This window comes from Streptomyces sp. GbtcB6 (genome assembly GCF_019091475.1).
Classification (GTDB): domain Bacteria; phylum Actinomycetota; class Actinomycetes; order Streptomycetales; family Streptomycetaceae; genus Streptomyces; species Streptomyces hyaluromycini.
The window spans coordinates 23,438-49,230 of the sequence record NZ_JAGXJL010000031.1 but is presented as its reverse complement, the minus strand read 5'-3'; the positions used below and the strand labels follow the sequence as shown (position 1 = coordinate 49,230).

Genomic DNA, 25,793 nt, shown 5'->3' with positions numbered 1-25,793 from the left:
TCACGCACCTGCTGGTGCGTGGCCCGCGCAGTTCGCTCTGCCCCCGTTCGCGCGCCCCAGGCCGCCGCGGCACCCCCGATGGCGGCTCCCACCAAACCGAATGTGCCAGTGACTATCGCTGCTATCTCCTGATCCACGCAGAGATTGTGGCGTGCCCCGTCGACGGTGCGCGTACGTTTGCTGACGCGGACCAGGCCGCAGTCACGCGTGCGGGTCCCTCGCAGTTGGGGGATGATCACTCCTCAGGCCGGGGAAAGATCTCCAGTAGCCGCCGATGCGGCAGGCCCTGCTCATTCGTGAACAGCCCACCCGGGATTGCTCGCACCCGCTCGTGGCGGGCCCGTACGAGTCGTCGCGGTGCGTTGTTCGCTGAGTGCACGGGCGAGTTGCTCGCGAGGTTTCTGGTTCTCCTCGGTGAGCCGCCGGATGCGGGCGGTGGCGGCTTCGAGTCGCCGCAGCAACGAAGCATCGGAACTGCGCTGACATGCAGGAATGGGGGATGCTGGGTCTCGGCGGCGGGCTGTACGTAGTCGCTCGATCTCCGCCCGCAGGTCCGACTGGGCACAGAGCCAAGACCGGGACACTCCGGCCCACTTCGCAACGGTCTCGAAGGTGACCGGCTCACCCGCCGCGTCGAGTGAACGAAGGGCCTGGACGGCCTTGGCGCGGGTGTACTCGCTGCGGCGGCGGGCGGCATCGACGATGTACTGGCTGTTGTCAGCTCGCATCGGCGGTCGCCTCCGACTGCCCGGGGTCGGACTCCAGACCGGCGATGATTTTCTCCAGGTTACCGAGGACATGGCGGTTTATCTCGACCACGCGCGCTCGGCCGCGGGCCTCGGCGACCGAGATGATCTGCGGCAACTGCTGCCGTTGCTCGCGGTGTTGCGGCAGGAACTCGGGGGTAGTGACGAACATCGGGCATGTCAGGCAAGCATTGGCATGCGGACAGACCTTCTGAACCGGCAGGCCGCAGTAGCCGTCGGGCAGGGCCTGGGTCAGGCGGCCGAGCCGCTGCTTGGCCGAGGTGGCCGCGGCCAGCGGGCCTTCGGGATCGACGGTGACGCTCTCGCCCTTGATGTTGACCTTGCGGGCCTTCTCCCAGTGCCGGCGGACCGTCGTGTCGTGCAGCCGTGCATAGTGGGCGGTCATCTCGCCGGAAGAGTGATCGAGAAGGACACGTACGACTTCCTGCGGAACATCCCGGTTGATCAGCCTGGTTCCAAAAGTGTGGCGCCATTGATGGGGTGTCAGATGCACTGCCCTGCCATGTTCGTCACGGACGTCGCACCGCTCCAGCCAGCGATCGAGCTGCCTGCGGTAGGAGTGTGTAGTCAGTGGCCGGGTGCCGTCAGGGTTCATCCGCGCTCGCCCGGATCCTCCAGCCGGACCTCACGCCAGTCCAGGTGTCGCCGGTCGAGGAAGACGAACCAGTCCTTCAGGCCATGGGTGTATGCCTTGATCGTGTTCGGCGACCGCTCGATGCCGGCCAGGTAGGCCGGATAGCGCTCGATCGACTCGACTATCCCGCCCTCATCGCCGAGGACCGTCCATGACTCAAGCGACGAGTCGGGCATCAACACCCGTTGCACCAGCATCAAACCTCCCGGAGAACTGCCTGGCGGACGGCGGTGGATAACCACCTCCACCACACAGATCTCCGCCCAACCCGGGCTCGTGCTGCATGTCATGGACACACAGCCGAGGACTCAAGAGAAGCTGGACGAACCGCTCCGGGTACCCGAACTCGATCAGGTGTGTGATGTAGGTGTGCCTTGTGTCCGCAGAGGTCGTGTGCGGTGAGCTCGTGTCGCCTTTGAGTAGGTCCGTTGCCGGGACCGCTTTCGCGATGCTGGGAACGACACGTGTTGCACTCCGACCTTGTTGGTGTGCTGTAGATCACCGGCTGGGGGTGGGCGGGGACACCGTCTGCGGAGCCCCGCCCAGTAGTCGATCAGCTCCAGGTCATGTTGATCTCACGTCCGAAATTGATGTATCCAGCGCGCCGGAAGGCGTTCGCCATCGGGATGTTGCCGAGGTCTGTGGACGCGCGGATGCGGGGGACGTCCTGCTCGGCAAGGATTCGGGTGCCCTCGGCAAGGATGTCGTCGATGTAGCCGTTGCCGCGGTGTGAGGGCAGGACCGCGATGTAGGCGATGATCGCGTTGTAGTCGTTGCGGGCCGGGATGACGAACCCCACTGGCTCTCCGTGGGGCAGTGCTGCGATGCGCCACCAGTCCCGCGGGCTCGCGTAACGCGCCAGCTCGTCCTCGTAGTGCCGGACGGCCGCTTCGTGCACTGACATCCGGGTCAGGTCGTCACGGCCATGTGCGTCCAACGTCCCGTCCAGAACCGAGGCCATCAGAGCCACGAGTTCCTCGCCATCGTGGACCGGCCGGAAGATGAGGCGCCCGTTGGGCTCGGGGACTGGCGATTCCGGACGCCATTCCAGGCGTAGTCGTTCGACGAAGAGGCGGGCACCGGTCCGTTCAAGTACCGTCATGCGGTCTTCGACGGCTTGTCTCGTCACCGCGTTCTCACGCCAGTCCGGCGGGATGAGTCGGCTGTACTCAGGGTGACGGGACCCCTTCGGGAGGGTGGCGGCCATCGCGGTCTGCAGAAGTCGCACCCCGATGTCCACGTGATCGGAGCCAGAGGCGCTGTCTTCGATGTCGAGGATGTCCAGGATGAGCGGTGCGTCGCCGGCTGATCGGCTCCACCAGGCTGCCCTGGCGAGCAGGCGGTCACCGCGCAAGGCGACCCACATCCACTCCGGACGTCGGCGGCCGTCGGATAGGTCGTCCGCCAATTCCTCGTTGAGGTCGTAAGGCAGTTGGGAGAAGAGGTCGAGTTCTTCGCGTCCGGTGATCGGACGCATGGTCAGGTCGTTCGTTTTCACGGTCAAGGCACGCTCCGGTGAAGGCGCCCGTCCGCTCCGGGGTCAGACGCGGTCTGCACCCCGGGAGGACACAAGCGCGGTGATCATGGGGATCATGGGCTTATCCCTCCTCTCACTGTCGTGGCCCCCCAACCCTCGTGGCGGGGGTCCAGCGGTAACGTCTATCCAACCGCAGCCCTCGTCCGCAAACCCTTTTCGATCACCCTGCTTCCGGCAGTGCCGAACAGCGAGCCCGGTGCTGTCAGCTGCAGGTTCCAACCACCGTGGTTCGCGGCGCGGGAAGGCGGCCCACCCGGCTTGTCCCGGCGGTGGACTCTCGCAGGCGAACGATTTCCTCGTGCTGTGCGGCGAGCCGGGCCAGGGCCTGGGTGCGGAAGTCCGTGAGCTCATCGATCGCCTGCTCCGATGCGGCTAGCCGTTCCCGGAGCTCGGTGTTCTCCGTCTTGAGGCGGGTGATCCGGGCTTCGCGGGGGTCGGGAATGTCGCCGGCCTGCTGCAGGGCTTGAAAGCGTCGCTCGAACTCGACGCGGAGGTGAGAGTAGGGGCGGGTGCCGTAGAAGGCGGTGCGGTCGACCGCCGCCTTGCTGGCGAGGGTCTTGATGTCGCACTTTCCGCCTGGCGGGAGCTCACCGCGCAGGAGGCGGTCTATGGCGGCCCGGATGCGGTTCTCGTTCTCGGTTCGCTGGGCTGCGGAGATTCTCATGCGGACTCCTCGGTCGTGCTGGTGCTGGCGGCGTCGATCTCGGCGACGACCCGAAGGGCCCGGTCGTGATCTGCCTGGAGCCTGGTGCGTTCGGTCCTGCGTGTGGTGCCGAGTTGGCCGATGAACGTCTCGGTGCGTTCGGCGTGTTCGCTCCAGACCGGCCGATGGCATGGGTGATGGGTGGCCTGCGGGCAGCGGGCGGAGTCACACATCCCGACCAGCGGACGGTCCGCTGTCGGGGTGCCGGCCAGCTTGAGGCAGAGAGCCCGGGACGGGTCGGTGAACCAGCAGTAGTTCGCAGGCCCGAGATGCAGGACCTTGGCGCGTTTGGTCAGTAGGTTGAGCACGTCGCGGTCGTTGTGCTGGAGCTTCGGGGCCGAGGCTGCCGCGGGGTCGAGCTTCTCGTCGATGCTGGCGCCGGAGTTCCACCCGGGGCATCCGCTCGGCTGCCACCGTCGGCGTGTCAGCGACCGGATCGTCTTCGACAAGATGCTGCAACTGCTGCGCTTCGGCTGTTCTTGCGAGGTGATCGCCGACACGACCTGCTCGGCCACGACGATCCGCAGCCGCCGCGACGAGTGGATACAACTGGGCGTGTTCGCCCGGCTCAAGCAGATCGCGCTGGAGTGCTACGACCGAACTGTCGGCCTTGTCCTCGACCAGATCGCTGTCGACGCAGCCATCACCAAGGCTCCCGGAGGCGGCGAGGCCGCCGGACGCTCACCGGTCGACCGCGACAAACAGGGACTGAAACGCTCGGGCATGACGGACGGATACGGCATTCCTCTGGGCCGTGTCCTGGCTGGCGCCAACCGACACGACTCCCCGCTGCTCGCCCCGACCCTGGACCGCCTCAACGACCTCGGCCCGTTGCCCGGCGACATCACCGTGCACCTGGACGCCGGCTACGACTCGGACAAGACCCGTGCCCTGCTCGACGAACGCGGCATCCACGGCCGCATCGCCCAAAAGGGCGAGAAGGCGCCGATCCAGGCCGGCCGACGGTGGCACGCCGAACGCACTCACGCCTGGCAGAACGCCTTTCACCGCCTCGCCCGCTGCTACGAGCGCCACGTCAGCGTCACTGATGCCTACTTCGACCTCGCCGACACGATCATCACCGTGCGCAGCCTGATCCGACGGGCATGGACGACACACCGCTGGGACGAACGTCCCAACCGTCGACCATGACCACACGCCTACCCGAGCGATCTCTTAACCCGAAATTGTCATCCACTGGCCTGTCCCGGCCGTGCCGGAACAGGCGTGGGCCGAGCACGCCAGCCTGAGACAGTGATAGTGCCCGAAGATCTCACGGGATGTCGCACAAGACCGGGGTCAACCGGCCCGGGGCGGGCCTACGCAGCGTGCCGTGGAAGCGGTGTCAGTCGGCGGTCAGGTCGGCAGGGGTGATCAGGCCTGTCTCGTAGGCGAGGACGACGGCCTGGGCGCGGTCGCGGAGGGCGAGCTTGGCGAAGATCCGGGCGACGTGGGTCTTCACGGTGGACTCGCTGAGGGTGAGGGCTGCGGCGAGCTCGGTGTTCGACAGGCCCCGGCCCATCAGGGCCAGCACCTCGAGTTCACGGGGGGTCAGCGGAGCCAGGTCGCGGTGGATCGCGGGGGTGCGGGCTGCGGCAGCCGCAGCGGCGGGGCTGTGTGCCGTGTCGGTCCGGCCGGCGCTGTGGGTCGTCGCGTAGCGCTCGATGAGGCGGCGGGTGATCGAGGGGGCGAGCAGTGCGTCGCCGGTGTTCACCAGTCGTACGGCTGCTGCAAGGTGGGCGGCGGTGACGTCCTTGAGCAGAAAGCCGCTGGCTCCGGCGGCGAGCGCCGCGTAGACGTAGTGGTCGAGGTCGAAGGTGGTGAGCATGAGCACCCGGCAGTTCGGGAGCAGCCCAAGGACGCGCTTGGCGGCTTGAAGGCCGTCCAGGTGGGGCATCCGGATGTCCATCAGGAGGACGTCCGGGCACAGTCGTTCGGCTTCCGTGACGGCCGCCATGCCGTCGGCGGCCTCGCCGACGACGTCGATGCCGCGCGAGGTGAGGATGAGGCGGAAGCCGGTTCGGATGAGTTCCTCGTCGTCGGCGATGAGGACGCGCGGGGCGCCGGTGTCTCGGCTCGGGTTCGCGTCCGGGTCCTGGGAGTTCGGGACCCGGCTCGGGGCGTGGTGGGCGCCGCGGTCGGCGGCGGACTCGGTCACGGGCGCTCCAGGGGGATGCGGGCTCGGACGCGGTAGCCGCCGCCGATGCGGCGCCGGGCGTCGAAACGGCCGCCATAGACGGCGACGCGCTCGCGCAGACCGAGCAGGCCGCGCCCGGCGCCGTCGTCCCGGTGCTTGCGGGCGCCCGGTTCGGCACCCGTGTTCGCGGGGTCGGCGGACAGCACGCTCGGTCCGCTGTTGAGCACCTCGACCCTCAGACTGTGGTCGGCATAGCGCACCGCTACAGCCGCCTTGCCGCCGTCGCCGTACTTGAGCGCGTTGGTCAACGCCTCCTGGATGATCCGGTAGGCGGTGACGTCGATGCCGGGCGGAAGCGGGCGCGGTTCGCCGGAGATCCGCACCTCGACCGGGAGGCCGGCGAAGGCGATCCGGTCGACGAGGGTGCCCAGTTGACTCAGGCTCGGCTGCGGTGCGAGTCCGGAGAGGTCTCCTGCGCCGTACGACTCGGCCCGGTCCTCCTCGTCGTCTCCGTCGGGTGACGGCGCCAACAGGCCCAGCAGATGGCGCAGTTCGGTCATCGCGTCGCGTCCGGCACCCTCGACGGCTCGCAGCGCGGTCTCCGCCTCGCCCGGCAGGGTGGCCAGCACCTCGCGAGCGGCGCTCGCCTGGACGACCATCAGACTGACCTTGTGGCTGACGATGTCGTGGAGTTCGCGGGCGATGCGGGCGCGCTCGGCCGCAACCGCCGTACGGGCGGCGGACTCCCGCTCGCGTTCCAGCAGCCAGCCCCGGTCCTCCAGGACCCTGCGGTGACGGCGGCGGACCCGCCCCAGCAGTACGACAGCGCTCCCGGCCAACGCCAGGCTCACCGTCGCGAGGGCGATGAGCAGCCACCCCGTCCTCGATGTCCACACGGCCTCAATCGTGCCACGCGGCCGGCGAGCGGGCGTCCACCTGCGGGTCCACTCCGTACATCCCCAGGATGACCACCGGCACTTGTTACTTCCGGGGGCTGACGCCCGGACGGCCCACGCCGCCTACCGTCCCTGCCATGACCACCGAAGACATCAGCGGCACGGCCCTGGGGGCCGACCCGGCCGCCGTGCGCGACCACGAAGTCGTCCGGGTGAGCGGCCTGCGCAAGGAGTACGGCGACACCGTCGCCCTGGACGGGGTGGCGTTGGAGATCGGCGCCGGGGAGGCAGTGGCAGTGATGGGCCCCTCCGGCTGCGGCAAGTCGACCCTGTTGAACATGATCGCCGGCCTTGACCGGCCGAGCGCCGGCTCGGTGCGCGTGCACGGCGAGGAACTGAGCCGGATCAACGAGACCGGCCTCGCGCTCTTCCGGCGCCGCCGCATCGGCATGATCTTCCAGTTCTTCAACCTCATCGACGACTTGCCCGCGATCGACAATGTCGCCCTGTCCGCGCAGCTCACCGGATCGCCGGCCCGTCAGGCCCGGCGCCGAGCACTGGAGTTGCTGGACGAACTCGGCATCGCCGACCGCAGGAACGTCTACCCCGCCGCGCTCAGCGGAGGCGAGCGCCAGCGGGTGGCAGTGGCCCGCGCGTTGATGAACCGCCCCGCGCTGCTGCTGGCGGACGAGCCGACCGGTGCGCTGGACAGCCACTCGGGCGAGCAGGTGATGGACCTGCTCATCGACCTCAACGAACTGGGCCAGACCCTGCTGCTGGTGACGCACGATCAGCGGCTGGCGACGCGCTGCGCCAGCCGCCTGGTGACGATGGCAGACGGCCGGATCACTGGCGAGCGGACCCTGGAGCGGTCGGCATGAGCGCGGTGTGGCGCGCCTCGCGCGCGGCCGTGCGCCGCCGTCGGCTGCAGACCTCCGTGATCGGGGTGGTGGTCCTCGTCTCCAGCATGGCCCTCGTGGTCGCCCTGGGCCTGCTGGACGTCGCGTCCGGACCCTTCGATCGGCTCTTCGGCCAGGCGCACGGCGCGCACGTCGTGGCCACCTTCGACGCGGCGAAGGTCTCCGGCGCGGAGCTGGCACGGACCGCGCACCGTTCGGACGTGCGGGCCTCGGCCGGGCCGTTCCCGGAAGCCGTGGTCGACATGCCGCAGAACGCGGCCTCCAAGATGCCCTGGATGCCGTCCGGCCCGCTGACCGTGGTGGGGCGGTCGGAGCCGGGTGGCCCGGTCGACCGCCTTGACCTCTTCGCCGGGCACTGGGCCACCGGTCCCGGAGAGATCGTCCTGGCGTCCATCGACGGGCCCGGCGCGGGCAAGGGGCCGGACTCGCCGATCGGCAATCGGATCCGGCTGCCCGGGCTGCCGCCGCTGACCGTGGTCGGCCTCGCGTCCAGCGTGAGCGGGACCGCCCAGGCTTGGGTCTCCACGCAGCAGATCGCGGCCCTGCACCCCACGACGTACCAGATGCTGTACCGGTTCGACCAGGCCGCGACAGCCCGTCAGATCACCACGGACACCGCCGCGGTGACCGCCGGCCTGCCGTCCGGATCGCAGGTCTCCGGCCAGTCGTATCTGACGCTGAAGGCGCAGATCGCGTCCAAGCCCAACGCCTTCGTGCCGTTCCTTATGGCCTTCGGCATCCTCGGCCTGCTGGTGGCGGTCCTGATCGTGGCCAATGTGGTGAGCGGTGCCGTGGTGTCGGGCTTCCGGCACATCGGGGTCCTCAAGTCCCTTGGATTCACGCCCAACCAGGTGGTCGCGGTCTACCTGGTGATGATCTGCGTCCCGGCGACGGCGGGCGCGCTCGCCGGTACGGCCCTGGGTGCGGTGGTGGCGCGGCCGCTGCTGCACGTGGTCTTCCAGGGCGCGGACCTCGGCACGGTGAACGTCGCGCCGGCGATCGGCTCCTGGGTGTACGCGACCACGGCGGTCGGCATGCCGGCCGTGGTGCTGCTGGCCGCGCTGATCCCGGCACTGCGCGCGCACCAGCTCTCCGTGGCCCGTGCGATCAGCGCGGGCAGCGCACCCAGTGGCGGACGGGGGCTCGCGGTGCAGCGGTGGCTGAGCGGGGTGCGGCTGCCGCGCTCGGTGAGTCTGGGCCTGGGCCTGCCCTTCGCTCGGCCCGGACGGGCGCTGCTCACTGTCTCCGCGGTCCTGCTCGGGGTGGCGACGGTGACGTTCGCCACCGGCCTGTCGGCCACCATGGTCTCCTACGGCAACGCGGTCGAGGGCGTCGGCAAGGTGCAGGTGATCGTCGGGCGAGGGGAAGCCAGGTTCGGGCAGACCGCCCCGAAGCACGGCGACGTCGCGGCCCAGGCGCTGCTGCGCGGACTGCCGCAGGCGGCGGACGTGTCCGCCGTGGGCTTCGCCGACGTGCGGCTGCTCGGGCAGAGCGAGGACGTGTCGATCGAGGGCGAGCGCGGGGGACGGTCGGCTCTCCAGGACGACCTGGCCAGGGGCCGGTGGATGCGGGGGTCCGGCGAGGTGGTGGTCTCCGGCCGGTTCCTGTCCAAGTACGGCATGCGTCTCGGTGACTCCTTCGTCCTCGGTGCGGCTGGCGGCCGGCGGGAGCGAGTGACCCTGGTCGGGGAGGTCATGTCCGGGCCAGCGGACTGGATGCGCGCGGACTGGGCGACCCTGACCGCCCTCGCACCGGGCGCGCAGGCCAACCAGTACTGGGTGCGACTCACCCCCGGAGCCGATGTCGGCGCCTATGCGAAGGCCGTCCGGGCCGCCGACCCTGGTCTCTACCCGGACGCGAAGACTTCGGTGAACGCCGGGGCCCTGACGGTGATCAGTTCCGCGTCCGTGCTGACCCTGATGCTGACGGTGGTCGCCGCGATGGGGGTGTTCAACACCGTCGTACTGAGCGCCCGGGAGCGGCGACGCGACCTCGGGATGCTCAAGTCGATCGGCATGACGCCACGGCAGGTCACGGTGATGATGGTGGTGTCCATGGCCGGGCTGGGCCTGGTCGGCGGGATCCTGGGGCTGCCGCTGGGAGTCGCGGCGTACCACGTGGTGGTCCCGATGACCGAGCGCAGCGCCCACCTCACCTTCCCGGACCGGATGCTGGACGTGTGGCACCCCGGGTCGATGACGCTGCTGGCGCTGGCCGGGGTTGCCATCGCCGCACTGGGCGCGGTGATACCGGCGCGGGCGGCGGCACGGCAGACCATCGCCCGAGTCCTGCACACCGAGTGAAGGCCGCGGCGCATCGGAGGAGGGCCTCTGCCAGAGCCCTGGCGGCCCGGACCGAGCCCGCGGTGGCGCCCACCCCGTCCCTGGTCGCCCCGAGCAGGTCGTGTCGGCGATCGCCTCGTAAGAACAGCCGAAGCGCAGCAGTTGCAGCATCTTGTCGAAGACGATCCGGTCGCTGACACGCCGACGGTGGCAGCCGAGCGGATGCCCCGGGTGGAACTCCGGCCTCGCGGGCAGCAGCGCCGTGAAGTGCTCCCACAGTGGTTCAGTGAGCCATGATGGCAGGGCGGGCACAGGTCCCCCTAAATGATCACAGAGCGTTGCAACTCCATGATCGCTATGACCTGCGCCCGCCCCGCAGCCAAGGCCCTCCACCACCCCTATCCGCGCGACCTCTAAGCTGGACAAGGCTGCTGGTGAAGCCCTGCGCGGCCAACGTCCGCACCATGCCCCGGATCGCCTGGACGTAGTGGTTGACCGTGCCGGCGGTGTCCGCGGTGCCGTGCGGGTGGATCAGGTCCACCAGGCCGGTGGCCAACTGCCGGGCCAGCAGCGGGTTCGGCAGGCCGTCCAGCGAGAACTCCGCGCGGCTGCCGTCGCTGAACACGCAAATGATTCCTGGGGGTTGGTCGATGAGCATGGTCGGCATCAGGCAGCCCCATCCTCGATGTCATCGGCGAACTCGGCGGCGGCTTCCCGCTCGGCGGCAGTGTTGTCGGTCAGTCCGGCCGCTGCTCCGGCCCCCTCGTATGCCTCTCGGAAGATGCGGGTCGTATCCAAGCGTCGGAGGTACTTTTCCGTGGTGAGTACGGTGGTATGTCCAAGAAGATCACGGAGTATCAGCAGCGGGTCGGTCTTGGTGAGGTAGAAGACCAGGGCAGCGTCCGCGTCGGTGTCCCGTACGAGTTTCGCGGCCTGCCGGTAGTGCCCGGTGACCAGGTATTCGAGGGCCCTCATCGAGAAGGTGTGGCGAAATCGATGGGGCCAGACGTGCGGGAACCGCGGCTCGAAGCGGGCCCGGATCCGGTCGGAGGTCCGCTCGAAGACCGTGGCCCACGCGGTGAAGGGGCCGCCGCCGTTCTTCACGGCCAGCAGGCACGAGCCGCCATCCGGGGCGACCAGTCGGCGCCGCTCTGCCGGGGTCAGCGATGCCCAGGGCCGTCGGATGCCGTTGATCAGCCCGCCCCTCGCGTCGGGCTCGGTCGCCATCAGCGGCTCACCCCACCGCTGCAGCGGTCGCCAGCGGGTGCCCTCGGCGGTGGCGGCCCGGTCGAGCTCCAGGTAGTCGTGTACTGCGGCGAGAGCCTCGTAGGAGATCCAGGTGGTGCGGAACTTCTTGCCCTCGGTGATCCCGGCCGGCACCGGGAACGGGATCGGCACTGTGGTCGGCGCGGGCGGCAGTGCGGGGATCTCCCAGGGCAGCAAGTGGGTGAATTCCTGTAGCCGCATCCCGGTGACCAGTGCGAGATCGCCGACCGCGGCGTTGCGGGTCAGCTCCCGGCCGTTAAAGCCGGTGTCCCGCGAACCGTCCGGGGCCAGCCCACGCAGCCCCTTGCGGAACAACTCGGTGAAGTCCGGCTCCAGGTACTTGATCGTCACGTGCGGCTTCGGCGTGCGGCGCACCGCAAGGTTCACCTTGACCTCCCGGCCGGTCCCGGCGAACAGGGCCCGCGCGGAGCGGTAGGTGAACGGCTCCGCCGTCGCATACCCCTCGCTGATCGCCCACCGGTAGAACAACGACAGAATGCTCATGTGCTGGCCCCACGTCGTCGCCGCGAACCGGGCCTTCAGCGGGCCCGCCGCCCGGTGCTCGGCGTAGCGGCTCAGCCCGGCCCTCAGCCGTACCCGCGAGTCGAACTGGCCCACTCCGTGTACGGCCAGGAACTCCATCCACTCCTTGACGGCCCGCGCGTAGTTCTCCCACGAGCTCGGCGCCGGCGCCCCGCTGGCCGGGAGCTCACGCAGCCACCGGTTCACCACCGCCGCCGAACGCGGCGCGGCCGGACCGTCCTCGAAGCACAGGTCGTCGTCGACGAGCACGGGCATCCCCTCGGGGATCAACGGCCGATGCTCGATGTCCCAGGGCTCCCCAGCCCCGGGACGAAAAGAAACTCAGGATCACGGGCGCCGACACTAGAAACACCACACGGCTCAGCGCAAAGCCCAAACTCCCAGGCCATCAAACCAGTTGATGCCAATCACCACACGAAAACGAAGCAGAGACAATGTGCCGCAGGCAGTGCAGCTCCAGCTCTTCCGGCAGACCCGCGTGGCCGCGGATCGCGGCGAACACCTCGTCCAGCCGTCGCAGGCCCAGACGCGCGCGCCGCTCGGTCACCCAGAGTGCCGGTTGCCCTCCGGGCGAGAAGCCGGCGCGGACCTTGTCCACCCATTCTTCGAGGACCGGCACGATCCAGTCGACCTCCGGCACCGTGAGCACCGTGCGCCGCTTGGGCGGGCTGCCGCGCGGGGCCTTGCCGAACTGCACCTTCAGCGCACCGACCTGCCTGTACTGCTTCGCCCGCGGGTTGTGCCGCAGGTCCGGCAAGTCCAGCGTCGAGGTCTCGCGGCGCCGGGTGCCGTACGCGTACACCTGCTTGATCATGGCCGCGTCCCGCCACGCGGCCGGCAACCCCTTGCGGCGGCGCTTGCGCTTCACCTCAACGAGGTCGTCAGCTGCGTCGAAGAGAGTCTGCAGTTCGTCGTAGGTAAGCGCCCGCCGTCCGGGCCGGCCCTCGTACTCGGCGACGTGGTCAGTGGTAAGCCAGTCAGGGCACACCTGTACCGGGACCTGCCCGAATACCTCCTCGCAGGCGGCCGCCCAGCCGTAGCGGCGGTCGCTGACGAACGCGCAGGACATCTGCAGATCGCCTTGCTGCCCTCACACAGTCGAATGCGCCAGCGGCGCGGTGCCCGACAGCTGGTGGGAGAAGTACGCCTCAACGTTCTCCGGGGTCCACTCCCACGGGTACGTCGCCGTGAACAGCGCGAACCGCCGCACCAGGCTCAGCCGGTCGGCGATCGTCTTCTTCGTCAGCAGCCGGCTCCGGTGCTGTTGCTCCCAGCCGCGCAGCATCGCGTCGAACATCGCCGGTGCCGGGTCCAACGCCCGCACGTTTCCCGAAACGATCAGCCGAAACGCGCCCGGCATATCGACAGTCTGCACAGCCACTCCCACGGTTGCACCTGATGCAACATCGTGGCGTTGGACCTGTAACCCCGAGGCCAGACATCCTCACATCACCTGAACGAACGACCCACCCGCGTGCCTCCGAGCAGGTCACAGCCGTGCCCGCTCCACGCGGAGTTGGTGCATCTACCGCAACACCGCCGCCCCGGAGTCCCATGCCTCAGCCGGCGGGATCGGGTGTGGTACGCACCTCTGAAAGGACGCCGCCGACGTCCGCGCCATGAACGACGTACACCAAGTCCGCTGCGTGAGTGTTGCGTTACCCGGCACAGCAGCGAGATGCCTCTGACCGCGATGGCGGAGAGGGTGTGGTGGCGAATACGCAGCGAGTGGTCACGGCTCCGACTGTGACCGGATCGGTCCGTACCCGGACCCGATGAGGCCTGTCGCCACTCCAGCCCCGCCGGTCAGGCTTGGGGTCATGACCCGAGCGCTGATCGTCATCGATGTCCAGGAATCCTTCCGCGCCCGCCCGCTGTGGGAGACCATCTCCAACCCGAAGATCGCCGACCAGGTGGACCGACTGGTCCGGCTCGCCCGCCAGGCCGGGGACCTGGTGGTGTGGGTGCTGCATTCCGAGCCCGGCAGCGGCGATGTCTTCGACCCCGCCCTCGGCCATGTCCGGCTGATGGACGAGTTGCAGCGCCGGGACACGGAACCGCTGATCCACAAGACCTCGCACAACGCTTTCACCACCACCAACCTGCAGCAACTCCTCACCGAGCGCGGCATCCACGAGCTCACCGTCTGCGGCATCCGGACCGAGCAGTGTGTGGAGACCACCACCCGCGTCGCGAGCGACTTCGGCTACCAGGTCACTTTCGTCATCGACGCCACCGCGACCAACCCGATCCCGCACCGAGACGCTCCCGCCGAGCAGAGCGTCGCCGAACTGCTGTCGGACCCCCGGACCCTGAGCGCCGAGGAGATCATCAGGCGCACGGAGTACGCCCTTGCCGGACGCTTTGCCACCATCACCACGGTTGGGCAGCTGGAAGCCGCGGCCGAGCCTCGGGCATGATGACCGGATCGTGAGCCACATCGCCTTTCTCCTGGTGTCCGGAGTCCATCTGCTGGACCTGGCGGGCCCCGCGCAGGTCTTTTCCACGGCCTCCGACTTCGGGCACCCCTACACACTCAGCTACATCGCCGAGCAGCCGCTGGTCCCCACCGCCCAGGGCCTGCCCTTGGTGGCCCAGACCGACTGGCCCGAGCTCGGCCCCGAGGACTTGATCGTGGTGCCCGGCTGGCGGGCGCGCACCCTGGCAGGCAGTCCTGCCATCGGCACGGATTTCCTGCGGTTCCTCCGAGACCACCACGCCAGGGGCGGCACGGTTGCCAGCGTCTGCGCCGGAGCCGAGGCGCTCGGCCGAGCCGGCCTCCTCGACGGCCGCCGGTGCACCACCCACCACGATGTGCAGGACGAACTCGCACGCCGCTACCCCAGGGCGACGGTCATTCGCGATGTTCTTCATACCGCCGACGACCGGGTGGTGACCTCGGCCGGTATCGCCAGCGGCATCGACCTGGCCCTGCACCTGATCGCCACCCGGCACGGCCCCGCCGTCGCCGCCCAGGTGGCCCGGGACATGGTCGTCTACGCGCGGCGCAACGGCCATGAACCGCAGGCCAGCGCAATGCTCAGATACCGATCCCACCTCGACGACACCGTGCACCACGCCCAGGACCTGCTCGATGCCGGCTACGACCAGCCACTGCCCCTGTCGGCCCTGGCCACGAACGTGGGCGTGAGTGAACGTACCCTCACCCGCCTCTTCACCCGCGCCACCGGCGGCCTCACCCCACTGCGCTATCAGCAAACCCTCCGTCTCGAACGCGCCGAGCACCTCATCAGCCATGGCGCCACGGTCGATGCCGCCGCCCGCGCTGTCGGCTTCGAGGACCCCCGCATGCTGCGCCGCCTACGAGCTCGCAAGCACTGACCAGCAGCAGCGCACGCCAAGACGACATGCCGACCACTCCTGGCGGCGGGGGCGGGACCTTGCCTCTCTGAGCCATGGGTGCCGATGTCATGCCGCTGAGGTCCACCAGGCAGCCCGTGACTTTTCGCTGCACGTGCGCGAGTGCGTGGACGATCGCTTTACACCCAATGGGACTGGGGGGCGGACTGTGTCCTTGGGGGAACTGGCGCGGTACAAGTCAGGGTGTGGCAGGCCACACCTCAAGTGGGTGGCGGACCGCAGTGACCGGGTGGGCAGTGGCGCGACATGGTCGTCCGCATGACAACAACGTCACGATCCGCCGGCGCACACGGTCACTCCCGATCCGCAGGTGTTCCTGGTCGGGCACTCGCGGTGCTCGTCGTTCTTGCCGTAGTCCTCGTCCCGGCTTTCGTCTTCGTCCCCGGCCCGTTGGCGGCGAGCATGTCCGGTGGCGGCTTCGGCGACCGGCGTCACCTCGTCGACGAGCTCTCCGAGTCGTTCGTCGGCTATTGGAGTTCCGGCGAACGGAGCCTTTCCCCGGACTTGGAGAGGGTTGTTGACAGCTGGCTGCGGATTCTGCGGTGAGTTCGCGGGACATTTTTTTGGCCATTGCCCAGTGGATCATCGTCCGGGATCTCTGTGGGAGGGTTTCGTAGTCCCGCGCGAGGCGGCGGTGCTGCATGAGGCGACCAAAGGTCCGCTCGATCACCCACCGCTTGGGCAGCGGCTCGAACCCCTCCGAGGCCCCCGCAGTGGGCGTTAGCGCAATCGCCCGGCCGCACCGTCCGCCCCTGGCGTGAGAGTGAGGGCTACGACCGGGCCCGGTGGCACGCGGTGACCTTCTTGGACACGGCCACCGAGTCCGAGTACCGCCGGCGCGTCACCGAAGCCTCCGGAGTGCCGAATAGTCGTGAACACCGCGATGTCCGCCACGGAACTGCGGACAGAGCCACGTAATTCCCCAACGGCTGCGTCAGCTTCCCCATTCATACGTTCGAGCCTGACGTTCTCGCACCGGCTCTGTCAGCCTCTTCTGCCAGCATGCTGCCGTGACAACGACATCACCCGATCAACGCCCTGACGAGGCCACCCTGGAGTTCCTGCGCTCCGCATTCGAGCCGGAGTGGCGCGAGCCGGCGCTCGGAGACGACGCCGTCTTGGTGTGGGAATCCGAGAACAGGGTCGTCCTCCCGGAGCCGTATCGGAGCCTGGTCGCCGAGATCGCCAACGGGTCATCGCTCGGTCCACCGGAAGACGGCGGCCTCCTGCCCCTCGGCTGGCTCCCCCCGGACTGGCCCGACCAGGGGGACCGGGATCCGGCCGCCCTGTTCCCGCTCCAGGACACCTGGGCCTGGGAAGGCGAGCCCCTCGCCGAAGACCACCACGAGCGCGTCGCCGCCGTCTACAACCACGGTTCTGTCGTGCTGGGCACCGACGATGGACTCTCCTACTGGGTCCTCGTCGTGACCGGTCCCGAGCGAGGCAAGGTCTGGCTCGTCACCGATGTCGGCGCGTACCCGTATCCCATGCCGAAAGCGCTCGGATTCCTGGAGTGGGTGCGGCGCTGGCACGCCGGCGACGGCTGGTGGGACTGACCGCAACCCGCACGGAGCCCGGCGCACTGCAAAGGAGCCGGGCCCGAACCCTTGAGTGGGGAAGCTGACGCTGCCGTTGGGGAAATACGTGACCGTCGACACTGCTCGACCTGGTCAACGCCATGGACCCCAAACTTGTCGCCGCCGCGTTCGGCATGGACCCCGAGGCCACCATGATGATCTATCTCGCCGACCGCGTCGATCGCGACCGCCTGCCCGGCCCGGAACCTCGGTGCCGGGCGGCGACCGGCTGACCTACTGTTCAGCGGATGAGCACTCACGACGTCGGCTGCAACGAGTTGACCGAGGTGGTCGTCCACTCCCAGGACAACCTGGTGGTCAGGGTGAGGTTCTGTGACCGTTTCCGTCCGGACGAAGACTGCGTGCGCCACGCCATTGAGGCATGCGCGCCCGGGCTGCATGCCCGTGTCGACGAAGTGGTCGCACGGACCTGGGACGCGGACCTGGTGACCTTCCTGGAGGAGCTGGCCCGAGACTTTCGAGGATGGGACGGAGAGCGTGTCTGGCAGAACAATGATCGCGACCTCACCCTGAGAGCGGTCTTCCGATCGGGCGGGCACGTGGAGTTGACCTGGACTCTTCGACCCTGGCCGACCACCGCTGGTGGCGGGGATGCTGCTGAACCGCCCAGGGGAAGGCCTCCGCACCGAACCCGGTGCCGACCTGGTAGAAACACTTCGAAGAGGGAGGAACATGGGCGGTTTCAAATGCGGATGCGGCGCGATCTTCAGCGGTTCCCACAACCCCGGCCGGCAGTTCCGGCTCGTCCCTGACGAACTCTTCGACCAAGTCGTCTGGCCCGCTTCCGCCGACCTCGACACCGAGGAGCGGCAGCGCGCCGTGGAAGCCTCGTTCTCGTCGTTGTACGTCTGCGGCAACTGCGGGCGACTGCACAGGGAGGGCGAGAACGCAGCGATCCTGTCGTACGTCGCCGACGTCTGCCCACCCCGCATCTGGGCCGACTTCACCCAGCGCGACGACATCGGCCGTATCCTCCTCCGCCAGGACAGGAGCCTTGCCGATATCCGCCGCCACAACCTCCTCCTCAACCCGCCTTTGCCTGTGCTCCTCTACGACGAATCAGGTGCCGAGGCGTCGGGGAAGGCAGAATTCGGCCTGGACACTTCCGGCAGGCACGACGAAACGCTGTGGGCGGTCAGACTCGACGACCACACCGCCTGAGGATTCGGCTGCAGGCCCGAAGCCGGGCGTGAAGGCGCAACACAGGTCATCGGCCGTGGCGGCCGGTCAGGGGCGGCACTCGACCATCAGCGCCCGGGTCGGGCCGGGCTGGTCCGTACCCCCCTCACCAGGACGGTTCGCGGAACGCCTACACGCAAGGACCCTGACTTGGGGTCCGTTCCCGTCGGCCGGTGTTCCGTTGAGAGACCCCCCTACGGAACCCAAGTCGTTCCGCCAGGGCCGGAGAAGTCGTAGAGAGCCGGCCGTCCGAGCTCAGCCGCCCACCACCGGGCACAGGCCCCAGCCAGGCACCTCCGCACACGTTCAGGGCTCCCTCGGCTCGCCGAGCGTGCGCTGGAGGCCCGGCTCGATGTCCCGGGCGCTGATCGAGCCGTAGCCGAAGACGAGGCCAGGGCGTGCAGAACGGTCCGCAGCCACCTCGGCCAGGGTGTGGACCGCCACGCCGGATGCCCGGGCCCCACGGGCCCGCGCCGCGAGGGCACCGGGGTCGGCGAGAGGGCCCCGGGTGAACGCGGTCACGTGCAGGCCCGCGGCGGACGGCACCGGCTCCGCCAGGTCCGCGAAGCGGCCGGTGAGCGCACCGACGACGACCTGGTGCCGGGCCGCGTACGTGTGCTGCATCCGGCGGATGTGCCGGGCGAAAAGCCCGTCGTCGACGAAACGCGCGAGCGCCGCCTGTGTGGCGACCGCCGTATGCCAGTCGGCGGCGTACTTGGCGGTGCGCAACGCCGTGCGCAGCGCAGCGGGCGCCACCAGGAAACCGACACGCAAAGAGGGCATCATCACCTTGGAGAACGACCCCACATAGATGACATGGCCGCCCCGGTCCAGACCCTGCAACGTCTCGACCGGCCGCCCGCCGAACCGGAACTCGCTGTCGTAGTCGTCCTCGATCACCGCCGCGCCGTGCCGCCACGCCCACCGCAACAGCGCCGTTCTGCGCCGCAACGACATCGGCATGCCGAGCGGGAACTGATGGGCAGGGGTGACGTACACCGCACGGGTGTCCGGCGGGATGGCGTCCACCAGCAAGCCCTCGGCGTCCACCGCCACGCCCGTGACCACGGCACCCTGCGCCAGGAACGGCAGCCGGGCCGGCGGGTAGCCGGGCTCTTCGACAGCCACCCGGTCGCCCGGTTCCAGCAGCACCCGCCCGATGAGGTCCAGGGCCTGCTGCGTGCCGGTGGTCACCAGCAGGTCGTCCGGGCCGGCCCGCACACCGCGGGAAAGCCCGATGTGCCGGGCGAGCGAGGCCCGCAGCCCGGCATGGCCGGCAGGATCGCCGTACCCGACCGTCCCGGCCCCCGACAGGCGGAGTTCCCGGGTGATCAGGGGGCGCCAGGCGTCGTACGGGAAGAGCCGGGCGTCCGGCAGACCGACCCGGAAGTCATAGGCCGCCGCAACGGGCCCCGTGGCCTCCGGAGCGGCCCACGGGGACAGACCCGCCCACAGGGCACGGGGGCGCAGTCCTGGGCCGGTGGCGTTGGTGGCGGCCGCGGCCTCGCGCGCGGGCAGGCCCGCCGTCCGCACGTAGGTACCGGAGCCGACCCTGCTGTCCGCGTAGCCCTCGGCGACCAGCCGTTCATAGGCGACACCGACGGTGTTGCGGGCCACCGCGAGACGGCGGCTCAGCTCCCGGGTCGCAGGCAGCGGATCGCCGGGCCGCAGCAGCCCGTCGTGGATCGCGGTGCGCAACTGGCGGTAGATCTGGCCCGACAGATCGCTCTGCCCGTCGAGCCTGACGTACACGTCCATCTCGGCTTTCCGCCCGCGGCTCGGCTGCTGTCGGCCTTCAGCACGGCAATTGGCTCAATCATCTGACACCTTATTGGACCTGGAGCCGGACCGCTGGGTGATCGTACGCTCCGGCCATGGACATACGACAACTCGATTACCAGGCGCTGCTGTTGACCGGGCAGCTCGTCTCCCGGGTGAAACCCGGCCACTTGACGCGGGCGACACCGTGCGCGGACTGGACCCTGTACGGCCTGCTCCGCCATCTGGTCACCCAGAACAAGGGGTTCACCGCCTCCGCCCACGGTGCGGGTCAGCCGTGGGCCGTATGGCGAGAAGGTGACCTCGGCGACGACCCGGCCGGAGCATATGAGGCGTCGGCGGACGAGGCCACCGCGGCGTTCGCGGAAGACGGCGTACTCGAGCGGCAGTTCGCACTGCCGGAAGTGGGCGAAGGCTTCGCCGTCCCCGGAAAGACAGCGATCGGCTTCCACCTGCTCGACTACGTGGTGCACGCCTGGGACATCGCGATGACGATCGGCGCCCCATGGGAACCCGCCGCCGAACTCACCACCGCCGCACTGCGTGTCGCCGCCCTGGTCCCGGACGAGGGCCGCGGGCCCGGTGCGCCCTTCCGCCGACGGCTCGCCGTCCCCGACGACGCCCCGCAGACCGACCGGCTGCTCGCCCTGCTCGGCCGCGACCCCTCCTGGACATCCGAGCCGTACTGAGCCTGTTCTGTACGGTCTGAACAGGTTTCGCGGTCATGCTCTCGGCCCACCCCACCCTCGTACGGCGGCCCGCCGTCCCCTCCGCGAGCAGCGACCGGCCACCGCCGACGCCTGACCGGCATCGAAGTGCTCGGCCACGCAGTCGCAGGAAATGCCCACTCATACGGCAAAGCCCGGCGTTCGCCGAGTTCGAACGGACTGAGGAGGGACGCCGGATCGGATGCGGATACGCACCATCGGCCAGGACTTCGCCCACGGGGACTCGCTGCTTCCGCCTATGCCCTTCACGAGGACGTGGCTCGGCCGAGGCACTTGCCGCCATCGAGCGAGGGGACCGGACACCGCATTCCCTCGCGTCAGGAACCAGGCCGTTCGTCCTCAGGACAGTGCTGTCAGCCAACCGCCTCCGGGCGGGGGAACGAAGAAGTGGCCCCCGCCGGCGGTGAGGGTGTATGCGGCCATGGCCTCGCCCTGCAGTTGGCGCTGCACGGCTTCGAAGCCTTGCGTGAGGTCGCGTTGGAAGCAAGGCAAGATCAAGCCCTGGGCGCCGGTGCCGCGGTGCTCCTCGTGCATCGCGCCCATGCGACAGCCCCTTCGTCTCCGTGCCCCGGTGCCGGTCCCGGTGCACCCCATGCTTTCGCGAGGACGCGCCCCGCTCATCTCCGTGGCCGTTCCACCGACTCCGGCCACCCACGCCCGCTCCCGCGCCGACGCTCGCGGCCGGGCCACCCGGCGCCGCCGGATCCACGCGCCGGGGCCTGTGAACGGGCGGACAGGGCGCCGTGGTTACGATGCCCCGTGAACCGTTTTCCTCCTCCCGGCCTGACAGCCCGATGAGCACCGCCGTCTCGTTTCCCCTCGGAGCCTCGACCACGCTCGCCGAACTCGCCCGGGATCCGCACCCGCGACTGGCACTGCTCCGCGCCCACGAACCGGTGTCGTGGCTGCCCGAGCTGAACGGCTGGCTGGTCACCCGCCGCGACCTCGGGCTGGACGTGATGAGGGACTCCACCACCTTCACCGTCGACGACCCCCGCTTCACCACCGCCCAGGTCGTCGGACCGAGCATGCTGTCCCTGGACGGCGCCGCGCACACCCGCCACCGCGAGCCCTTCGCAGCCCCCTTCCGGCCCCGAAGGGTGCACGACAACTTCGCAGCGTTCATAGAACGGGAGACCGACCGCCTCATCACCGCACTGGAACCGGCGGGCGCCATCGAACTGCGCCGCGCCTTCGCCGGACCGCTCGCGGTGGCCGTCGTCACCGACGCCCTCGGGCTGGTCGGGACGACCACCGACACGGTGCTTTCCTGGTACGACGCCATCGTACGGTCGGTCTCGGACATCACCGAGGGCCTGGAGGCGGGCCCGGCGGGTCCCGCCGCATACGCACAGCTGCGGGCCGCCGTCGAGGCAACCGTCGCCGACCCGCACGCCTCTTCGCTGCTCGTCTCCGCCGCCGGGCAACTGGACGTGCCCGAAGTGGCCTCCAACGCGGCGGTGCTGATGTTCGGCGGCATCGAGACGACCGAAGCGATGATCACCAACGCACTGCTCCACCTGCTGCAGAACCCCGCCCAACTCGCCTTGGTGGAGGCCGATTCCGGCCTGCTGGACGGAGCCGTCGAGGAGTCCCTGCGGCTGGAGCCCGGCGCGGCGGTCGTGGACCGCTATGCCACCCGCGACACCGTGCTCGGCCCGGCCGCCATCCGCCGCGGCGACCTGGTCAGCGTCTCTCTGACAGGCGCCAACCGTGACCCGGCCGTCTTCGCGGACCCGGACCTGTTCGACGTCCGGCGCGCCGAAGCCCGCCTTCAACTGGCTTTCGCCCACGGCCCGCACCACTGCCTCGCCGCCCACCTGGCCCGCCTGGAAACCCGCATCGCTCTCCAGCGCCTGCTCGAACGCCTCCCCGGACTCCGCCTCGACCCGCAGCGGCCCGCCACCCCGTACGGCCTGGTCTTCCGCAAGCCGGCCGCCCTCCACGTGCTCTGGGATGTTCCGGCCTGATGACCCTCGACGGCCGAAGGCCGACCGGCGCTGGAGCAGCCGAGGTGAAACTCGGGCAGATGCCCCGGCGCAGGGCGCGGCGGGCGTCCGTCACGAACAGGTGACTGCTGCCTCAAAGCCGTACCACCACCCCACCTGCCGACTAACGTCATCGTTCTCGTAGCAACCAGGGGGGAAAATGAGCAACCCGTACAACATGCCACAGCCCACTGGATCCATACCCAAGTGGGCTCGCAAAAGGGTCGTACTGCCCGCCCTCGCCGTTGCCTTCATTGTCGGCGTCGCCGCCGGAGGCAACGGCAACGATGACAAGAAGGCCGTCGCGGACGACAAGCCTCGGCCCACTGCGACCGCCACGGTGACGGCGACGGCAACCGCAACGGAGACCGCCGCACCCGAGCCGACGCCCACCGTCACCGAGACGAAGACGGTCAAGGTCAAGGTGACCGTCACCGCGGACTCGGCCGGTGGAGACTCCGTGAGCTCCGACGACGACAGCGGTGGCGGCGGCAGTACCTACTACGCCAACTGCACCGCCGCCCGCGCCGCCGGGGTCACCCCCCTCTACCGGGGCGACCCCGGATACGACTCGCATCTCGACCGGGACGGCGACGGCGTCGCCTGCGAATGACAGCGGCAGGCCCGCCCGGGGGAGGGGGATACGGGAAAGGCCTGCCATCGGAGCGGCTCAGGCCACCGTGCGGATCAGCTTCTTGTTGGTGAACTCCTCGATGCCGAGTCGGCCGAGTTCCCGGCCGAAACCGGAGCGCTTCACCCCGCCGAAGGGCAGCTCGGCACCCTCCGCGCCCACACCGTTCACGAAGACCATGCCGGCCTCGATGCGGTCGGCGACCCGCGCGGCCTGCTCGGGGTCGGTGGTGAAGACGTAGGAACCGAGGCCGTACGGGGTGTCGTTGGCGATCCGTACGGCGTCGTCCTCGTCGGCGGCCGGGAAGACCATCGCGACCGGTCCGAACAGCTCCTGGCGGGCCGCCGCGTGCTCGGTGGTCAGCCCGGTGAGCACGCCCGCCGGGAAGAACGCGCCCTGCCGCTCGCCGGAGCCGTGCAGGGTGGCGCCCTCCGCCACGGCCTCGCCGACCTGCCGGGCCAGGGTCTCGGCGGCGGCCGCCGAGGAGAGCGGCGCCCCGGTGGCGGAGTCGAGCAACCGGGCCGTGAACCGCTCCACGAACGCGTCGTACAGGTCCGCCACGACCACGAACCGCTTGGCGGCGTTGCACGCCTGGCCGGTGTTGTCGAGGCGGGCGGCAACTGCGGAGTCGACCACGGCGTCCAGGTCGTCGGTGGACAGCACCACGAACGGATCCGATCCGCCGAGTTCCAGGACGACCTTCTTCAGGTGCCGTCCGGCGATCTCGGCGACGGCGGCCCCGGCCCGCTCGGAGCCGGTGAGCGAGACCCCGTGCACCCGGGGGTCGGCGATCACGTCGGCGATCTGCTCGTTGGTGGCGTACACGTTGACGTACGCGCCCGCCGGGAAGCCCGCCTCGGCGAACAGCCGCTCCAGCAGCGCCGCCGTACCGGGACACTGCGGGGCGTGCTTGAGGACGATGGTGTTGCCGACGGCCAGGTTGGGGGCCGCGAACCGGGCGACCTGGTAGGCCGGGAAGTTCCACGGCATGATGCCGAGCAGGACGCCCACGGGACCGCGCCGCACCACGGCGGTGCCGGCTCCGGAGGTCACGTGGAGGGGCTCGTCGGCGAGGAACTCCTCGGCGTGGTCGGCGTAGTAGTGGTAGATGTCGACGCAGAAACCGATCTCGCCCTCCGCCTCGGCGAGCGGCTTGCCCATCTCCCGCACGATGCTCGCGGCGAGTTCGGCGCTGCGCTCGGCGTGCAGGTCGCCCAGACGGCGCAGCAGCGCGGCGCGTTCGGCCACGGAGCTGGTCCGGCCCCAGGCGCCGGCGGCATGGGCGGCGTCGACGGCCGCGGTGACCTCGGCGTCGGTGGCGGTCGGGTAGGTCTCGACGACCTCGCCGGTGGTCGGGTCGGTGACGGCGTACATGGTGTCTCCAAAGGGCGGGGGGCAAAGGGGAAGCCGGGGGTCGGGGTTCGAGCCGGCGGACCACACCGCGACCTCACGTATGTCCAGGCCCGTCCCGGGGTCGAGAACGACGGCCGGGGAGAGTTGCGACGACATCAGGAGGCCATCCTTTCCTCAGTGTGGGGCGTGGGTGCCGGGTCGGCGAGCTTGGTGTGGGGCCGGAAGTGCTTGAGCGGGTCGCCTTCGCGCAGGTTGATCTCCAGGTACAGCCGGCCTTCGCCGAGGTGGGCGACCGGGGTCGGCGACGCGACCGTCGAGGCGAGGCAGATCCAGCCGACCGGCCGACCCGGCCAGAGCCCGGCCGACCGTTGTACCCACTGGCAGACACCTCCGGTGACCGCGAACCGGGACGACAGCTCCGCATGGACCACGCCGACGAGCAGCTGCCCGAGGAAGGCGACGGCCACCACCCACGGCCCAGGTCGACACGGTCCGCCTCGGCGCCTTCCGGCAGCCGTACTCGGCGAGCTCACCGACCTCGGTGGGGGAGTCGTTCACGTGGGTCTCCTGACGGTGCTGCGCCGACGGCCCGGTCCGAGAAGGCGCGGCCTGAGACGACCGACGAGGCCCGACGCACACCGGCCGCCACCTCGCCGCACCGCTGTGAGCGGCGGTTTCCGGTCGATCCCGCTTATTGGGCGGTCGACCAATTGCTTATTGGTCGTCCACTCAATAGCATCCGCTGTATGACGTCAAGAGCTCCGGGCAAGCGCGTCCGCAAGGCGCCTGCCGAACGCCGCAACGAGATCGTCGCCACGGCGGCGCGGATCGGGCTCACCGAGGGCCTGGAGTGCGTCACCCTGCGCCGGGTCGCCGACGAGCTGGGCGTCCAGCCCGGACTCGTGGGCCACTACTTCCCCGCCGCGGACGAGTTGGTCGCCGAGGCGTTCACCCACGCCACGATGGCGGAGCTCGACGGCCTGCTGCCGCCGGAGCCGGACGGCCCCCTGCGCACCTTCCGGAGGTTCTTCGGCCTCACGTCGAGCGCCGAGTTCGACGACGTCAGCAAGCTCTGGCTCAACGCGCGGCACCTGTCGCGCTACCGTCCGGTGCTGCGCGACCACGTCGTGAAGCAGGAGCTGCTGTGGTGCCGGCGCCTGGAGGAGCTCATCACCGCCGGGACGGCGACCGGGGTCTTCGCCTGCGCGGACCCCTGGGGCGCCGCCACCCGCATTCTCGTCGCGATCGACGGCGCCAGCGCCTACATCAACACCAGCGCCGACCAGCGCAGGACGCCTACGGCGGACATGCCGCGTACCGTGGCCGAGTCCGAACTGGGCCTGCGACGCGGCATGTTCCTCACCGACTGAGCTCTTCTCCCACGCACGGGCGACCGCCCGAGTGCGGTATGCACCCCACCCGCCGACCGCCTTCGTGCCGCAGGCGGCCAGGTCCTGCGCCCGCCGCCCCG

The 25,793-nt window shown here is 69.7% G+C and carries 29 protein-coding genes and 3 pseudogenes; 14 read left to right on the top strand and 18 right to left on the bottom strand.

Going from position 1 to position 25,793, the window contains the following annotated elements; translation table 11 throughout:
* Nucleotides 1-290: 290 nt before the first annotated feature.
* The 6 genes from KVT45_RS57835 to KVT45_RS37830 form a co-directional block, all read right to left on the bottom strand.
* Entirely contained in the window at nt 291-728 is a 438-nt protein-coding gene (locus KVT45_RS57835) for a DUF6262 family protein (RefSeq protein WP_302832618.1), read from the bottom strand.
* Nucleotides 718-1,362 (bottom strand): tyrosine-type recombinase/integrase, encoded by a 645-nt coding sequence (locus KVT45_RS37850; RefSeq protein ID WP_254647944.1) that lies wholly within the window; start codon nt 1,360-1,362, stop codon nt 718-720. The genes KVT45_RS57835 and KVT45_RS37850 overlap by 11 nt, the downstream gene beginning before the upstream one ends.
* Complete coding sequence (locus KVT45_RS37845; protein WP_217553718.1) at nt 1,359-1,598, bottom strand: site-specific integrase; 240 nt, start codon at nt 1,596-1,598, stop codon at nt 1,359-1,361. Before KVT45_RS37845 ends, KVT45_RS37850 begins: the two co-directional genes overlap by 4 nt.
* A gap of 356 nt (nt 1,599-1,954) precedes the next feature.
* Nucleotides 1,955-2,878: a GNAT family N-acetyltransferase gene (locus KVT45_RS37840; RefSeq protein WP_217553769.1), complete on the bottom strand. Its 924-nt coding sequence runs from the start codon at nt 2,876-2,878 to the stop codon at nt 1,955-1,957.
* A gap of 262 nt (nt 2,879-3,140) precedes the next feature.
* Nucleotides 3,141-3,602: a hypothetical protein gene (locus KVT45_RS37835; protein ID WP_217553717.1), complete on the bottom strand. Its 462-nt coding sequence runs from the start codon at nt 3,600-3,602 to the stop codon at nt 3,141-3,143.
* The gene (locus KVT45_RS37830) at nt 3,599-3,949 is read right to left on the bottom strand and encodes a hypothetical protein (protein WP_217553716.1); all 351 of its coding nucleotides are present in this window, start codon (nt 3,947-3,949) and stop codon (nt 3,599-3,601) included. The genes KVT45_RS37835 and KVT45_RS37830 overlap by 4 nt, the downstream gene beginning before the upstream one ends.
* A 61-nt stretch (nt 3,950-4,010) precedes the next feature.
* Here KVT45_RS37830 and KVT45_RS37825 point away from each other — a divergent pair, with 61 nt between their 5' ends.
* Nucleotides 4,011-4,793, top strand: a complete 783-nt coding sequence (locus KVT45_RS37825) for an IS5 family transposase (RefSeq protein ID WP_217553768.1) — start codon at nt 4,011-4,013, stop codon at nt 4,791-4,793.
* Between the two features lie 193 nt (nt 4,794-4,986).
* Here the strand turns inward: KVT45_RS37825 and KVT45_RS37820 are convergent, their stop codons facing one another.
* Both KVT45_RS37820 and KVT45_RS37815 read right to left on the bottom strand, forming a co-directional pair.
* On the bottom strand, nt 4,987-5,688 hold the full coding sequence (locus KVT45_RS37820; protein ID WP_308310992.1) for a response regulator transcription factor: 702 nt from the start codon (nt 5,686-5,688) through the stop codon (nt 4,987-4,989).
* A gap of 107 nt (nt 5,689-5,795) precedes the next feature.
* Nucleotides 5,796-6,674 carry a histidine kinase gene (locus KVT45_RS37815; RefSeq protein ID WP_308310985.1) on the bottom strand — a complete coding sequence of 293 codons (879 nt, stop codon included), beginning with the start codon at nt 6,672-6,674 and terminating at the stop codon, nt 5,796-5,798.
* Nucleotides 6,675-6,811: 137 nt separating this feature from the next.
* Here KVT45_RS37815 and KVT45_RS37810 point away from each other — a divergent pair, with 137 nt between their 5' ends.
* Nucleotides 6,812-7,555: an ABC transporter ATP-binding protein gene (locus tag KVT45_RS37810; RefSeq protein ID WP_217553714.1), complete on the top strand. Its 744-nt coding sequence runs from the start codon at nt 6,812-6,814 to the stop codon at nt 7,553-7,555.
* Entirely contained in the window at nt 7,552-9,897 is a 2,346-nt protein-coding gene (locus KVT45_RS37805) for an ABC transporter permease (RefSeq protein WP_217553713.1), read from the top strand. The genes KVT45_RS37810 and KVT45_RS37805 overlap by 4 nt, the downstream gene beginning before the upstream one ends.
* Nucleotides 9,898-9,987: 90 nt before the next feature.
* Here KVT45_RS37805 and KVT45_RS37800 read toward each other — a convergent pair.
* The 5 genes and pseudogenes from KVT45_RS37800 to KVT45_RS56800 form a co-directional block, all read right to left on the bottom strand.
* A pseudogene (locus tag KVT45_RS37800) lies at nt 9,988-10,188 on the bottom strand (IS5/IS1182 family transposase); the annotation flags it as partial.
* A gap of 43 nt (nt 10,189-10,231) precedes the next feature.
* Entirely contained in the window at nt 10,232-10,501 is a 270-nt protein-coding gene (locus tag KVT45_RS37795; RefSeq protein ID WP_217553712.1) for a hypothetical protein, read from the bottom strand.
* Nucleotides 10,502-10,542: 41 nt separating this feature from the next.
* Nucleotides 10,543-11,955, bottom strand: coding sequence for a site-specific integrase (locus KVT45_RS37790; protein ID WP_254647943.1), 1,413 nt, complete (start codon nt 11,953-11,955; stop codon nt 10,543-10,545).
* Between the two features lie 118 nt (nt 11,956-12,073).
* On the bottom strand, nt 12,074-12,754 hold the full coding sequence (locus tag KVT45_RS37785; RefSeq protein WP_254647942.1) for a tyrosine-type recombinase/integrase: 681 nt from the start codon (nt 12,752-12,754) through the stop codon (nt 12,074-12,076).
* A 21-nt stretch (nt 12,755-12,775) separates the two neighbouring features.
* Entirely contained in the window at nt 12,776-13,060 is a 285-nt protein-coding gene (locus tag KVT45_RS56800) for a hypothetical protein (RefSeq protein ID WP_254647941.1), read from the bottom strand.
* A gap of 445 nt (nt 13,061-13,505) precedes the next feature.
* Here KVT45_RS56800 and KVT45_RS37780 point away from each other — a divergent pair, with 445 nt between their 5' ends.
* The 3 genes from KVT45_RS37780 to KVT45_RS56795 all read left to right on the top strand — a co-directional run bounded on the left by KVT45_RS37780 (nt 13,506) and on the right by KVT45_RS56795 (nt 15,612).
* Complete coding sequence (locus KVT45_RS37780) at nt 13,506-14,105, top strand: isochorismatase family protein (protein ID WP_217553711.1); 600 nt, start codon at nt 13,506-13,508, stop codon at nt 14,103-14,105.
* Between the two features lie 10 nt (nt 14,106-14,115).
* The gene (locus tag KVT45_RS37775) at nt 14,116-15,027 is read left to right on the top strand and encodes a GlxA family transcriptional regulator (protein ID WP_217553710.1); all 912 of its coding nucleotides are present in this window, start codon (nt 14,116-14,118) and stop codon (nt 15,025-15,027) included.
* 372 nt (nt 15,028-15,399) lie between these two features.
* On the top strand, nt 15,400-15,612 hold the full coding sequence (locus KVT45_RS56795) for a hypothetical protein (protein ID WP_254647940.1): 213 nt from the start codon (nt 15,400-15,402) through the stop codon (nt 15,610-15,612).
* Here KVT45_RS56795 and KVT45_RS57830 read toward each other — a convergent pair.
* Nucleotides 15,599-15,763: pseudogene (locus KVT45_RS57830) on the bottom strand (transposase); the annotation flags it as partial. The gene KVT45_RS56795 and the pseudogene KVT45_RS57830 sit on opposite strands and share 14 nt — an antisense overlap.
* 313 nt (nt 15,764-16,076) lie before the next feature.
* Between KVT45_RS57830 and KVT45_RS37765 the strand changes: the two are divergent.
* The 4 genes and pseudogenes from KVT45_RS37765 to KVT45_RS37760 all read left to right on the top strand — a co-directional run bounded on the left by KVT45_RS37765 (nt 16,077) and on the right by KVT45_RS37760 (nt 17,825).
* On the top strand, nt 16,077-16,622 hold the full coding sequence (locus KVT45_RS37765) for an SMI1/KNR4 family protein (RefSeq protein WP_217553708.1): 546 nt from the start codon (nt 16,077-16,079) through the stop codon (nt 16,620-16,622).
* 122 nt (nt 16,623-16,744) lie between these two features.
* Entirely contained in the window at nt 16,745-16,876 is a 132-nt protein-coding gene (locus tag KVT45_RS57825) for a hypothetical protein (protein WP_302832617.1), read from the top strand.
* Between the two features lie 15 nt (nt 16,877-16,891).
* Nucleotides 16,892-17,236: pseudogene (locus tag KVT45_RS56785) on the top strand (DUF6228 family protein); the annotation flags it as partial.
* 19 nt (nt 17,237-17,255) lie between these two features.
* Nucleotides 17,256-17,825: a hypothetical protein gene (locus KVT45_RS37760; RefSeq protein ID WP_217553707.1), complete on the top strand. Its 570-nt coding sequence runs from the start codon at nt 17,256-17,258 to the stop codon at nt 17,823-17,825.
* Between the two features lie 324 nt (nt 17,826-18,149).
* Here KVT45_RS37760 and KVT45_RS37755 read toward each other — a convergent pair whose 3' ends face one another.
* Nucleotides 18,150-19,601 carry a PLP-dependent aminotransferase family protein gene (locus KVT45_RS37755; protein WP_217553706.1) on the bottom strand — a complete coding sequence of 484 codons (1,452 nt, stop codon included), beginning with the start codon at nt 19,599-19,601 and terminating at the stop codon, nt 18,150-18,152.
* Nucleotides 19,602-19,717: 116 nt separating this feature from the next.
* On the opposite strand from KVT45_RS37755, the gene KVT45_RS37750 reads away from it, so the two are divergent.
* Complete coding sequence (locus KVT45_RS37750) at nt 19,718-20,311, top strand: TIGR03086 family metal-binding protein (RefSeq protein WP_217553705.1); 594 nt, start codon at nt 19,718-19,720, stop codon at nt 20,309-20,311.
* A 378-nt stretch (nt 20,312-20,689) separates the two neighbouring features.
* Here KVT45_RS37750 and KVT45_RS37745 read toward each other — a convergent pair whose 3' ends face one another.
* The gene (locus KVT45_RS37745) at nt 20,690-20,893 is read right to left on the bottom strand and encodes a Dyp-type peroxidase domain-containing protein (RefSeq protein ID WP_254647939.1); all 204 of its coding nucleotides are present in this window, start codon (nt 20,891-20,893) and stop codon (nt 20,690-20,692) included.
* Between the two features lie 251 nt (nt 20,894-21,144).
* Between KVT45_RS37745 and KVT45_RS37740 the strand changes: the two genes are divergently transcribed.
* Both KVT45_RS37740 and KVT45_RS37735 read left to right on the top strand, forming a co-directional pair.
* On the top strand, nt 21,145-22,320 hold the full coding sequence (locus tag KVT45_RS37740) for a cytochrome P450 (RefSeq protein ID WP_217553703.1): 1,176 nt from the start codon (nt 21,145-21,147) through the stop codon (nt 22,318-22,320).
* 178 nt (nt 22,321-22,498) lie between these two features.
* Entirely contained in the window at nt 22,499-22,951 is a 453-nt protein-coding gene (locus KVT45_RS37735) for an excalibur calcium-binding domain-containing protein (RefSeq protein ID WP_217553702.1), read from the top strand.
* A gap of 57 nt (nt 22,952-23,008) precedes the next feature.
* Here KVT45_RS37735 and KVT45_RS37730 read toward each other — a convergent pair whose 3' ends face one another.
* Both KVT45_RS37730 and KVT45_RS37725 read right to left on the bottom strand, forming a co-directional pair.
* A complete protein-coding gene (locus KVT45_RS37730; RefSeq protein WP_217553766.1) occupies nt 23,009-24,343 on the bottom strand; it encodes an NAD-dependent succinate-semialdehyde dehydrogenase in 1,335 nt (444 codons plus the stop codon).
* A 134-nt stretch (nt 24,344-24,477) separates the two neighbouring features.
* Nucleotides 24,478-24,789 carry a hypothetical protein gene (locus KVT45_RS37725; protein WP_217553701.1) on the bottom strand — a complete coding sequence of 104 codons (312 nt, stop codon included), beginning with the start codon at nt 24,787-24,789 and terminating at the stop codon, nt 24,478-24,480.
* A gap of 279 nt (nt 24,790-25,068) precedes the next feature.
* Between KVT45_RS37725 and KVT45_RS37720 the strand changes: the two genes are divergently transcribed.
* Nucleotides 25,069-25,692: a TetR/AcrR family transcriptional regulator gene (locus KVT45_RS37720; protein ID WP_217553700.1), complete on the top strand. Its 624-nt coding sequence runs from the start codon at nt 25,069-25,071 to the stop codon at nt 25,690-25,692.
* Nucleotides 25,693-25,793 lie beyond the last annotated feature (101 nt).